Origin of the sequence: Siccirubricoccus deserti (assembly GCF_014283215.1) — a bacterium.
GTDB classification, from domain to species: Bacteria; Pseudomonadota; Alphaproteobacteria; order Acetobacterales; family Acetobacteraceae; genus Siccirubricoccus; species Siccirubricoccus deserti.
On sequence record NZ_JACOMF010000025.1, the window covers coordinates 18,186 to 29,905 of the forward strand.

Sequence of the window (11,720 nt, forward strand, 5' to 3'; positions counted from 1 at the left end):
GCCGGGCCGGCGAGAGGCCGCGCACTATCCGGTTTCCCGTCCCTCGTCAACGCACCGGCGCCACTTCGGGACGCATCCGCGCCAATTCCTGCCCATCCGGGCCGGCGGCGGGGTCCCCGGCACCACTGCCCCCTGGCGCGTCCCTGCCCCGGGCGGCATCCTGCGGCGCATGCGCCACCCCCCGCCGCGCCGCGCCGCGCGCCCCAACCCACGTCATTCCGCCGCCCCGTCGGACGGCGGCCGCCCCGAGCCCGCGCCGCGCGACGGCGCCCTGTGGCTGCATGGCCTTCACCCCGTCGCCGCGGCGCTGGCCAACCCGGCCCGCCGGCTGAAGCGCCTGCTGGTGACCGAGGAGGCCGGGGCGGCGCTCGCCGCCCGCCTGCCGCAGCCCTGGCGCATTGCCCCGGAACGGGTCGAGCGCGCCCGCTTCGCCAGCTTCCTGCCCGAGGATTCGGTCCACCAGGGCGCCGCCCTGCTGGCCGAGCCCTTGCCCAACCTGCCGCTCGACCGCGCCCTGGCGCATGGCGCGGGGCCGGTGCTGGTGCTCGACCAGGTGACCGATCCGCGCAACGTCGGCGCCATCCTGCGCTCCGCCGCCGCCTTCGGCGCCGCCGCGCTGGTCATGCAGGACCGCCATGCGCCGCCGGAAACCGGCGCGCTGGCCCGCGCCGCCTCCGGCGCGCTGGAGATCGTGCCGGTGGTGCGGGAGGTGAACCTGTCCCGCGCGCTGGACGCGCTGAAGAAGGCCGGGCTCTGGGTGGTGGGCCTTGATGGCGCGGCGCCGACCACCCTGGCCCAGGCCGGCCTTGCCGGGCGGCGGGTGGCGCTGGTGCTGGGCGCCGAGGGCGAGGGCATGCGCCGGCTGACCCGGGAGAATTGCGACGAGCTCGCCCGGCTGCCGATCTCGCCCGAAATGGAAAGCCTGAACGTCTCGGCCGCCGCCGCCGTCGCGCTGTACGAGCTGGGCCGCCGGTAGAGCGCGAATCGCACGACCGACCAACGCGGCTGGAGCCAGATTGCTTCAGCCCTCGGCAAATCAGGCCCCAGCCGGAGGAAACGCCATGTCCGCAGCCGCCGATGCCATCCTCGCCGCCTGGCGGGAAAAGCGCGACCTCGCCCCGCTCTGCGATGCCGCGCCGCGGACGCCAGAGGAAGGCTACGCCGTGCAGCACGAGGTCGCCGCCGCCCGGGGCGCCATCCCGCCCGCCGGCTTCAAGATCGGCGCGACGACGCAGCAGATGCAGCGTATCCTGGGACTTTCGGGCCCGGCCGCCGGCTTCGTGCCGCAGGCCAGCATCAACCCCAGCGGCACCGAATTCCGCTTCGCCGAGTTCCGCAACCCCGGCGTTGAATGCGAGATCGGCCTCCGCCTCGGTTGCGACCTGCCGGCCGGTCCGACGACGCGGGAGCAGGCGGCGGCCGCGGTTGCCGAGGTCTTTCCCGCCATCGAGATCGTCGAGCGCCGCTACGGCGACATGAGCCGGCTGCACACGCCGACCCTGATCGCCGATCAGGTGTTCCACGCTTCCGGCGTCATCGGCGCGCCGGTGGCGGATTGGCGCGCGCTCGACCTCGGCGCGGCGCGGGGCGAGTTCCACATTGGCGGCAAGCTGGTGGCCTCGGGCCATGGCCGCGACCTGCTCGGCCATCCGATGGAGGCGCTGGCCTGGCTGGCGGGGTCCGGCGCGGCGGCGGTGTTCGGCGGGCTGCGGGCCGGACAGGTGGTCTGGCTCGGCTCGGTCACCCCGCCGATCTGGCTGGAGGGGCCAGGGCTGGTGGAGGCGGTGTTCGACAGGCTCGGCACGGCCCGCCTACGCTTCGTCTGACGGCACCGAACCGGCCTTGGCTCAGCGACCCGGCCGCCGCTGCGGCGGGTCGGCCGGCGCGGCATCCAGCGGCTCGGAGATGATGCGATGGCTGAAGCATTGCAGCGCGAGCAGCGCCACCTCCACCTCGGCCTCATCGGGGTCGAGCCAGCGGGCGCGGTAGCGGTCCCTGGTCCAGCGCGGAGGGGACCGTAGCGGGTCGTTCCGGTAGCCGAGAAAAAAGAAGCTCTCGCGCCTGGCATCCGGGTGTCTCGCCGCGATCACGCGCTTGCCCACGCCGCAACCCTCCTGACGCCCGGCGCGGCCGAATTGCCGCATGCCACCGGAGCCGGCCTCTCGCAGCCGCCGGCAACGTCATTGTTGCGAGAGCATGGTGGATAAAACCTCACCGTGCAGTGCACAACACTGCGACATTGCACAAGGATTGATCGGTCGCTTGACCAGCCGGGCGGCGGGGCTTTCAATCGACGCCTGGCGCGATGCTGCTTCCCCGATGAACGGCCCTTGAAGCAAGCAACAGGAGGAAATTTCCCGATGCATACGACGGTGATCCGAGGCGGCACGATCGTTGACGGAACAGGCAAACCGAGCTTCACCGGCGATGTGGCGCTGGATGGCGACCGCATCGCCCAGGTCGGCGGCAAGGCCGGACCGGGCAAGCGCGAGATCGACGCCGCCGGGCTGCTGGTCACCCCGGGCTGGGTCGATGCCCACACCCATTACGATGGGCAGGCCACCTGGGACCCGATGCTCGCGCCCTCCTCCTGGCATGGCGTCACCACCATCCTGTTCGGCAATTGCGGCGTCGGCTTCGCCCCGGTGCGGCGGAAGGACCATAGCCAGCTTATCGGCCTGATGGAGTCGATCGAGGAGATCCCGGGCATCGCCCTGGCCGAGGGCCTCAAGTGGAATTGGGAGAGCTTCCCCGATTATCTTGACGCGCTCGACGGCATGCAGCGCACCATCGACATCGGCGCGCAGATCCCGCACCACCCGCTGCGGGTCTATGTGATGGGCGAGCGCGCCCTGAACCTCGAGGCCGCGACCGCCGACGACATCGCCGAGATGCACCGCCTGACGCTGGAGGGCATGAAGGCCGGCGCTTTCGGCTTCACCACCAGCCGCACCAACAGCCACAAGACCCCGACCGGCGGCATGGTGCCCAGCCGCTATTCCGAGATCGAGGAGCTGATGGGCATCGGCCGGGCGCTGGGCAAGGTCGGCTACGGCGCCTTTGGCATGAACAGCGACTTCGACATCGAGGAGAGCGAGCTCGCCTGGATGACGCAGCTCGGCAAGGAGACGGGCCGTCCCGTCTGGTTCCTGCTGACCGACCGGCCGACCGATGACCAGCGCTGGAAGCGGCTGATGGATGGCGTGCGCGCCGCCCGTGCCGCCGGCGCCATGGTGACGGCCCAGGTCCCGGGCCGGCCGGTGGGCGTGATGCTGGGCGCCGATACCGCGCTGAATCCCTTCAGCATCCGGCCCAGCTACCAGCGGCTGCTGGCCCTGCCGATCGCCGAACGGATGCAGCGGCTGCGCGACCCGGCGGTGCGGGCGGAAGTGCTGGCGGATACGCCCTCCGAGGAGTTGCTGAACCGCCTCAGCCAGTTCCGCCAGCACATCGTCCGCCGCTGGCACCGCATGTTCAAGCTGGGCAACCCGCCGAATTACGAGCCGGCGGAAAGCGAGAGCATCGCGGCGGTCGCGCAGCGGGAAGGCCGGACGCCGGATGAGGTGGCCTATGACTACATCGCCGAGGATCCGGCCAACCTGATCTTCTTCCCCGTCACCGGCTACAACGTCGCCGACCTTGAGGTGACGCGCAGCATGCTGACGGATGACGCGACGGTGCTGGGCCTCTCCGATGGCGGGGCGCATTGCTCCTCCATCCTCGATGCCGGCATGCCGACCTGGATGCTGATCCACTGGGTGCGAGACCGCAGCCGCGGCCCGCGCCTGCCGCTGGAATTCGTGGTGAAGCGGCAGACCAGCGAGACGGCACGCTTCTTCGGCCTGAACGACCGCGGCGTGCTGGAGGTCGGCAAAAAGGCCGATGTGAACGTCCTCGACTTCAACCATCTGCGGGTGCAGAAGCCCGAGGTGGTGTACGATCTGCCGGCCGGCGGCCGCCGCCTCGTGCAGCAGGCGGAGGGCTACAAGGCGACCTTCGTCTCCGGCGTGCCCGTCTTCGAGAATGGCGAGCACACGGGAGCCTTGCCGGGCAGGCTCGTCCGCGCCGGCAAATAAGCTACCGGGTTCCAAGGGCCCTGTGGGGCCCTTGGTGAGGGCGAGAGGGGCGGAGCCCCTCTCGCTATTGCAGCGCCGCCCAGACCCGCGGCGGCGTCAGCGGCATCTGCAGCCGGTCGGCCGCCGCGGTCTTGCCGCCACGCGCCAGCGCATCCGCCACCGCATTCACCAGTGCGGGCGTCGCGCCGATGGTGCCCAGCTCGCCCACCCCCTTCACCCCCAGCGGGTTGGTCTGGCAGGGGATGCTCTGGTCCAGCGCCGTGGTGTAGGCGGCCACCATGTCGGCGCGCGGCATGGCATAGTCCATGAAGCTGGCGCTCAGCGGCTGGCCGCTCTCCAGGTCGTAGACCACCGCCTCGAACAGCGCCTGGCCCAGCCCTTGGGCCGCGCCGCCGGCGATCTGGCCCTCGACGATCAGCGGATTCACCACCCGCCCTGCGTCGTTGACCGAGACGTAGGAAGCGATCCCGATCTCCCCGGTGTCGGGGTCGATCTCCACCTCGCAGATATGGCAGCCATTCGGCCAGGTAGGGCCGGAGACGCTGCTGGTGCTGTCGATGAAGATGCGCCCCTCGGGCTGCCGCGCCGCCAGCTCGAACAAGCCGACCGCCCGGTCGGTGCCGGCGATGCGGAAGGCGCCCTCGGTATATTCCAGGTCCACGGCTGCTGCCTCCAGCGCCTCGGCCGCCAGCTCCTTGGCGGTGGCAACCGTCTTGTCCGATGCCACCTTCACCGCCGAGCCGGCGGTGAACAGCGACCGGGAGCCGGCGCTGCCGAAGCCGCTGCCGCGGTCGCTGTCGCCGAGCACGATGCGGATGCGCTCCAGCGGCACGCCGAAGACATCGACCGCGAGCTGGGCGTAGGAGGTGGCGATCCCCTGCCCCATCGCCTGGGTGGTGGCGTAGATCTCGATCTCGCCATCGCCCTTCACCGCAACGGTGACCCGCTCCTCGAAGACATTGCCGCCGGTCCATTCGAGGAAGGTGGCGATCCCCCGCCCGCGCAGCTTCCCGGACTTCGCGGTCTCGGCGGCACGCGCGGCGAAGCCGTCCCAATCCGCCAGCTTCAGCCCCTGGTCCATCACCTGCTCGAACCGGCCGCTGTCGTAGGTCTGGCCCATGGCATTGGTGTAGGGCATGCGCGCCGGGTCGATCAGGTTGCGCCGCCGCAGCTCGGCCGGATCAAGGCCGAGCTTGCGTGCGGCGGCATCCATCAGCCGCTCGATGATGTAGATCGCCTCCGGCCGGCCGGCGCCCCGATAGGGGCCGGTCGGCGCGGTGTTGGTCAGCAGGGCGGTGAACTGGAAGTCGATGCAGCCGATGTCGTAGACACTGGTCGAGACCCAGGGGCCGATCAGCAGCTGGATGGCGACGCCGGCGGCGCGGGTATAGGCGCCCATATTGGCCAGCGTCCGTACCCGCAGCGCCAGCACCCGGCCATCGGCATCGAGCGCCATCTCGACCTTGCTTTCGGTGTCGCGGCCATGCAGCGCGGAGAGGAAATCCTCCACCCGTGTCGCCGCCCATTTCACCGGCCGGCCAAGCTTCCGCGCGGCGAAGGCCACCACCGCATCCTCCGGGTAGAGCCCGGTCTTCATCCCGAAGCCGCCGCCGACATCGCCGACCAGCACCCGCACCTTCTCTGTCGGGAGTCCCAGCACCTCGTTGCAGAGCTGGTCGCGCGCGCCGGAGGGCATCTGCGTGCTCATCCGCAGGGTGATGCGGTCGCTGGCGGCATCGTAAGCGGCGAGCACCACGCGCGGCTCCATCGAGACCGGCGCCAGCCGCTGGTTGGTGAGGTCGAGGCCGACGACATGCGCCGCCTCGGCGAAAGCGGCCTCGGCCGCGGCGCGGTCGCCATAGCGGGTCTCGGCCACCACATTGCCCTGCGGCCAGACCTGCGGCGCGTCCGGCGCGGCGGCCGCAGCCAGGCCGATCACCGCCGGCAGCTCCTCGTACTCCACCTCGACCAGATCGGCGGCGTCGCGGGCGATGCCGACGCTTTCGGCGATGATCGCCGCGACCGCCTCGCCGGCGAAGCCGACCGTGCCGACCGCCAGCACCGGCCGCGCCGGCGCCGCAAGCGGCGAGCCGTCCGGCTTTTTGAAGGGCAGCGCGACCCCAAGCCGCCGCAACCCGGCGGCTTCGAGATCCTCGCCGGTCAGCACCGCGACCACGCCGGGCAGCGCCAGCGCCGCCGCGGTGTCGATGGAGACGATCCGGGCATGCGCATGCGGCGAGCGCAGGAATACGAGATGGATCTCGCCGTGGAGGGATTCATCGTCGGTGAACCGGCCGGCGCCGCTGACCAGCGGCCGGTCCTCGATCCGCCGCACCGCCTGACCGCTGCCGAACCGGCCGAAATTGGTGCCTGTCACGATATGCCCTGCTCCTCAAACGCCTGCCGACCGGGACAGCCGAGACGGCGCCGGTCCGGTGGGGATCTGAACCGCCGGCGGAGCTGGTGGCAAGGGCACGGGTGTGCCGCCGGTGGCACACCCGCCGTGGCAAGCGTCAGCGCGGCCCCGGCGCCCCCAGTTGGCGCGGCGGGCCGGCGAGCTGGTTCTGCCGCAGGGCAGCCAGCCGATCGGCCAGGCTGGTCGGCGCCGGACGCGCGCCGGAGGCAGCCGCCATCGCCGCCGCGATATTGGGATCATCCTGTTCTGGCTTCGTCTGGTGCAGCAGCCGCGCCTTGGCATTGGCGGCCTCCGCCGCGGCCAGGTTACGCGCGGCATTGTCCTGCATGGCCTTCAGGGCAACCGACAGTCCGCTGGTGGCGCCGGAGAGGCCAGCCGCCTGGCGCGCCGCCTCGGCCCGGCGCTCCGCCATGTCCCGCTGCTGCTCGGCCCTGCCCATGTCCCGCTGCGCCCGGTTCAGCGCGTCGCGGGCCGATTTCAGCTTCTGGCCGGCCTGGGCATAGGTGTCCTCCAGCATCTGCAGGAAGCTGCCGGCATCCTCGGCATCCTGCTTCTCCCGCTCCACCTCCGGCGCCATCTGCTCCAGCATGCCGACCAAGGTCGTGAGGCTGCGCTCGAGCCCGGCCTTGGTCGCCGCATCGGCCTCCGCCTGGATGCGGGCGTGCAATTGCTCCGCCGCCGCCATGCGCTGCTGCGACAGCTGGACGATGGCGTCGGCCTCCCTGCGCTCCCGGTCGAAGGCCTGGCGGGCCTCGGCGACCCGGCGGCCGAGCTGGTCCAGATGCTGCTCCATGGTGCGCAGCTCGGCCTCGGTCGCCGCCTTGGGGTCCCAGCGGACCAGCGCCTCCACCGCGCCCTGGACCGCCTGGTCCGTCTTCACGCCGACGAGGTTGCGGATGAACGAAATCATGATCGCGTCTCCCTGTTTCTGATCCGGCCTCGCCGGCCGGAGCGATGTCCTCGATGCCGGTGCACGCTCAGCCCGCCATGGCGCCGGCATTGATCAGCGCCACGGCGATCTGAATGCCGGCGACCACGCTGGCGGCGGCGGCATTGCCCTCCTCGATCATCCGTCGCAGTGGCCGGAACAGCGCCGCGGTGACGCCGAAGGCCAGCAGTTGCAGCACCACCGCCACCACGCCCCAGAGCAGGATGTCGAGCGTCAGCAAGCTGGTCGCCAGGGTTGCGGCCAGCGGAATGGCGAGCGCCACGATCGAGCCGGTCAGCACGATGCCGCCGGCGACATTGCCCTGCCGCACCAGCCGCATCTCGTGGAAGGGCGTCAGCGCCATGTAGCAGCCGACCCCGATCGCCAGCAGCGCCAGGGTGACGCCGGCTTGCAGCACCAGGACGGGAAGGCCGATCGAGAGGGTTTCTAGGATGCTGTCCAAGGCAAATCCTTCCGGGTCAGGCCAGGGAGAGCGAGGCCGGGTTGATGTCGATGCCGGCGCGGATCTCGACCCAGGCGCGGGCGCCGGCCTCCAGCGCGGAGGCCAGGATGTATTCGGTCTCCGGCGCTGGCGCGGCGGCACCGGTTGGAGCGGCGTAGAGCATCGCCTGGATTCGCACCTCCTGGGTGCCGGCCAGGCCCTCGATGGTCTCGACCATGCTGCGCGGCGGCACCGGGTTGGGTCCAGGCGCCCAGAGCCGGGTGTAGAGCTTGCCATCCTTGGTCTGGAATTCCGGCCAGCCGATCATCCCCTGCTGCGGATCCAGCCAGGCGCCCCATTCCGCCGTATCGGCCGGCGTCACTTCATCGATGGTGGCGAAGTAGCGGCATTCGCCGAACTGGCCCTCCGCATCCAGATGAATCTGGAACAGGCCGCGCCCATCCGGCAGGTAGAGCCGGGTCAGCTCGTCGGCGCCCTCGCGGATCCGGCCGACGGCCTGCACGCTGACCCGCGGGTCGGCCTCGGCGAAGGCTGGCGGCGGCACCTTCAGCGCATTGCCGGCGAGCAGGAAGGGCGTGGGGTCGCAGGTCAGGGTCATGCCCACCCGGAAGCGGGGTGCCGCGCTGAAGTCGGATCGCGCGCCGATATCCGGCATGCGGCGGCCCGGCGCCGCGGGTTGCGCCGATGATGCAGCCCGACGGCGGCGCAGGGCCAGGAGGACGAAGGCGCCACCGCCGCCGAGGATCAGCAGCCAGAGCAGCGGCGATGGGCCGCTGTCCTCCAGGGACGGGGTGCGGGCATCGGCGCGCGGCGCCAGCGCGACCTCGGCCGGCACGCCAGGCGGCAGGTAGTTCGGGTCGCGCGGCTGGTCCTGCCGCTCGGCGAGGCGTCGGTCGAGCTCATCCAGGCGCTGGCGAAGCTCGGCATTCTCCTGCGCCTGCCGCTCCGCCTCGGCCCGCCATTGGCGGTAGCCCGGATCGTCCTGGTGATTGTGGAAGAAATCCACCGCGCCGGCACGGCCGAGGTTGCTCAGCAGGTAACCGAGAAAGACGCCGCTCCAGAGACCGAAGCTGCGGTTGCCGAGCCCCGGCAGGCCGCCGGGTGACCAGCCCCGGTCGCCGTACCAGCCGCCGTTCCGGCCGACCGGCGCTGTGCCGCCGCGCCGCCACCAGCCGGGATCCGGGTTGGGCGACAGCGGCGGTTGGCGCGCCTGCTCCTGCTGTCGGCGCATCCGGTTCAGCGCCTCCGCCGAGCGTTCCTGCGAATAGCTCCGGTCCCAGGCCGATCCGCGCGGGACGGACGGGTTCACCGACGGGCGCCGCGAGTAGCTTGGCGCTGGTGAGCCAGGGCGGCCATAGCCGCCGCTCGTGGAGGGTGTCCGCGGCGCCACGCGCGGACCGCCGAAGGACGGCGTGCGGCCGTAGCCGGCGCGCGGGCGGGAATAGCCGCCACTCGAACGCGCCTGGGCCAGGGCCTCGGTCGCCGTGCCGGCGGCCAGCATCGCACCAAGCGGCCAGGCGGCACCGGCGTGCAGCAGCAGCAGGCTGAACAGGCAGGCGCGGAGACGCCTCGGCATGCGGGGTTCCATCCTAGGCATAAGCCGGCGCCCTGCGAGGCCGCGGCACAGTCGCCGTTCAACGGCGCGTCGCTGGCTCCGTTCCGTTGGCCGGGTGGTGCCGTCCGATGCGGGACTGCCCGGCCGGCGCGCATCAGCCGATCTAGCCGCAGCCGCGCTCCGTTGCGAGGACGGCATCGCTCACGAACTCGTGCGTCCGCCTTATGAACCCATGCGTCGGGTCAGCACGACAGGCAGCGCGCGATGTGCCGCAGGGCACATCACCACCGGCTTGGCAATACGAAGCTGACCATGCCCGCCGATCAACCCCCGCGGGCATTCCAGCAATCCCAACCTGGGAGACCGACCCAATGCCCACCTTCCGCTTCGCCGAAGCCGCACTGTCATCCGCCAGCCTCGTCAGCGCCACCGCCACCCAGGCGGAGGTCGCCGAGCTGTCCACCACAGGCATCTTCCTCGGCGACCCCATCGACAACGGCATGCCGTGGCCCGAGTTGGTGACCGGCCTCATCCCGAAACATGCCGCGGTGGTCGAGCTGATGAAGGTGGACATCTTCCACCCTGGCCCGATCATTGATGGGATTCCTGCCCCGGATCTCGCCCACGACATCAGCCTGTTCGGCTGAAGTTGCAGCCGCCCGGCGCGGGCCCTCCCACTTGGGCGGAGGGCCCCCGCCCCCGTGCCTGACTGGTGGTGGAAGGAAGATGATGATGAGCAAGCCGCCCCGCAGCATTGCCGCGCCACGCGTGCTGCAGATCCATGTCACCCGTCGCTGCAACCTCAGATGCCTGCACTGCTATTCATCGTCAGGCCCCGAATTCCGGGACGCGTTGCCGGAAGGGCTGGTCTGCGATGCGATCACCGATGCGGCGGCGCTCGGCTACGGCATGCTGGCGGTATCGGGGGGCGAGCCGATGCTGTACCGGCCGCTGGCGCAGATCCTCGGCCATGCCCGGCGGCAGGGCCTGGCGACGGCCATCACGACGAATGGCATGCTGCTGGACCACCGCCGCCTTGAGCCGCTGCGCGGAATCCTCTCCTTCATCGCGGTGAGCCTCGACGGCCCGCAGGAGGCTCATGACCGGATGCGTGCGCGCCCGGGCGCCTTCGCGGCCATGGCCGAACGGCTCGCCGCGCTACGTGACTCCGGCATTCCGTTCGGCTTCCTCTTCACCCTGACCCAGGCCAGCGCCCGGCATCTCGACTGGGTTGTCGACTTTGCCGCAGCCCAGGGGGCTGCGGCGCTGCAGATCCATCCGCTGAGCGAGGTGGGGCGCGCCGCCGGCCATGGCGACGCCGCGGCGCCGCCCGAGCTGGCCACGCCCGACATCGGCCTGGCGGTGCAGGCCGCGCGCTGCGCGGTTGCGGCGCGCGACCGCCACGCTGGACGGCTGCGCGTGATCGTCGATTACATGCCCTGGCTGCAGGTGCCGAGTGGCGCGGCTGCGGCGCCAGGCGCGTCACTCGCCGATCTGGTCTCGCCGCTGGTCATCGAAACGGATGGCACGGTGGTGCCGCTGGCGCATGGCTTCGCGCGCGGCCATGCCATCGGCACCCTCGGCAACATGGCGCTGTCGGCCATGGCCGATCACTGGATCAGCTCGGGTGGTGCCGGGCGGTTCCAGGCGCTGCTTCGTCGCGTGGCCGGGCAGGCCTTCGCACCCGGGGCGCCGCCGTTGCTGAGCTGGGCCGACGAGGTGCGGCGGACCGCGGCGGCGGTTCACAATGCCCCGAGCCTTGCCTGGAACGCCGCCTGACCCGCTATGGGGCGGTGTCACGGCTCGGCATCGTCAGCCAGAGGGAGCGATCAAACTTCCCCTGCGCCGGAGCTTGGCTTGGTTGTAATCAGCGCCAAGTTCAACAACTTGGTGCCACCTCGTGTCAATCCTATGCTGCGCTGAGGTCGTCATTAGGCTGCTGCCGGAACCTTGTACGGGAGACTGCTTGGCTGCCATTCACGATAATATTTAACAAATCGCAATAATCAGATTGCCAATCCACGCATCCTGAAGCTTCTCGCGAGAAAGTCAGAAAGCTCCGCTAGCATTCAACAGAGTGCTGCGGTCGCGCCCTGATGCGGTATAAGCATGCGCAACGAGCATTCGACCCTCCCGGCAGGGGATTGGCAGCACCCAGGGAAATCGAAACGCAGCCCAGGACGGGCTTACTCTACCGTAGAGATAGGGGCGCCGGCAGCATGTTTCAGGACAGAGTGGCCCCCGGGCTGGGCCATCGCCCACCGGACGGCCAGCGGGCGGAG

General features: G+C 70.9%; 10 protein-coding genes. 5 read left to right on the forward strand and 5 right to left on the reverse strand.

Going from position 1 to position 11,720, the window contains the following annotated elements; genetic code table 11:
• Positions 1-169 precede the first annotated feature (169 nt).
• Together H7965_RS18005 and H7965_RS18010 are read left to right on the forward strand one after the other, a co-directional pair.
• On the forward strand, positions 170-976 hold the full coding sequence (locus H7965_RS18005) for a TrmH family RNA methyltransferase (protein ID WP_186771973.1): 807 nt from the start codon (positions 170-172) through the stop codon (positions 974-976).
• A gap of 85 nt (positions 977-1,061) precedes the next feature.
• A complete protein-coding gene (locus H7965_RS18010) occupies positions 1,062-1,826 on the forward strand; it encodes a 2-keto-4-pentenoate hydratase (RefSeq protein ID WP_186771974.1) in 765 nt (254 codons plus the stop codon).
• Between the two features lie 21 nt (positions 1,827-1,847).
• Here H7965_RS18010 and H7965_RS18015 read toward each other — a convergent pair whose 3' ends face one another.
• Positions 1,848-2,102 carry a hypothetical protein gene (locus tag H7965_RS18015; RefSeq protein WP_186771975.1) on the reverse strand — a complete coding sequence of 85 codons (255 nt, stop codon included), beginning with the start codon at positions 2,100-2,102 and terminating at the stop codon, positions 1,848-1,850.
• A gap of 258 nt (positions 2,103-2,360) precedes the next feature.
• On the opposite strand from H7965_RS18015, the gene H7965_RS18020 reads away from it, so the two are divergent.
• Positions 2,361-4,076 carry an N-acyl-D-amino-acid deacylase family protein gene (locus H7965_RS18020; RefSeq protein ID WP_186771976.1) on the forward strand — a complete coding sequence of 572 codons (1,716 nt, stop codon included), beginning with the start codon at positions 2,361-2,363 and terminating at the stop codon, positions 4,074-4,076.
• Positions 4,077-4,140: 64 nt separating this feature from the next.
• Here H7965_RS18020 and H7965_RS18025 read toward each other — a convergent pair whose 3' ends face one another.
• The 4 genes from H7965_RS18025 to H7965_RS18040 all read right to left on the reverse strand — a co-directional run bounded on the left by H7965_RS18025 (position 4,141) and on the right by H7965_RS18040 (position 9,459).
• On the reverse strand, positions 4,141-6,453 hold the full coding sequence (locus H7965_RS18025; protein ID WP_229682655.1) for a xanthine dehydrogenase family protein molybdopterin-binding subunit: 2,313 nt from the start codon (positions 6,451-6,453) through the stop codon (positions 4,141-4,143).
• A 136-nt stretch (positions 6,454-6,589) separates the two neighbouring features.
• Entirely contained in the window at positions 6,590-7,402 is an 813-nt protein-coding gene (locus H7965_RS18030) for a hypothetical protein (protein ID WP_186771977.1), read from the reverse strand.
• A 67-nt stretch (positions 7,403-7,469) separates the two neighbouring features.
• Positions 7,470-7,883, reverse strand: a complete 414-nt coding sequence (locus H7965_RS18035; RefSeq protein ID WP_186771978.1) for a DUF350 domain-containing protein — start codon at positions 7,881-7,883, stop codon at positions 7,470-7,472.
• Positions 7,884-7,899: 16 nt separating this feature from the next.
• Positions 7,900-9,459: a DUF2491 family protein gene (locus H7965_RS18040; protein ID WP_186771979.1), complete on the reverse strand. Its 1,560-nt coding sequence runs from the start codon at positions 9,457-9,459 to the stop codon at positions 7,900-7,902.
• Positions 9,460-9,809: 350 nt separating this feature from the next.
• Between H7965_RS18040 and H7965_RS18045 the strand changes: the two genes are divergently transcribed.
• Together H7965_RS18045 and H7965_RS18050 are read left to right on the forward strand one after the other, a co-directional pair.
• Positions 9,810-10,085: a hypothetical protein gene (locus H7965_RS18045; protein WP_186771980.1), complete on the forward strand. Its 276-nt coding sequence runs from the start codon at positions 9,810-9,812 to the stop codon at positions 10,083-10,085.
• 85 nt (positions 10,086-10,170) lie between these two features.
• Positions 10,171-11,217, forward strand: a complete 1,047-nt coding sequence (locus tag H7965_RS18050; protein WP_186771981.1) for a radical SAM protein — start codon at positions 10,171-10,173, stop codon at positions 11,215-11,217.
• The last annotated feature ends 503 nt before the right edge of the window (positions 11,218-11,720 follow it).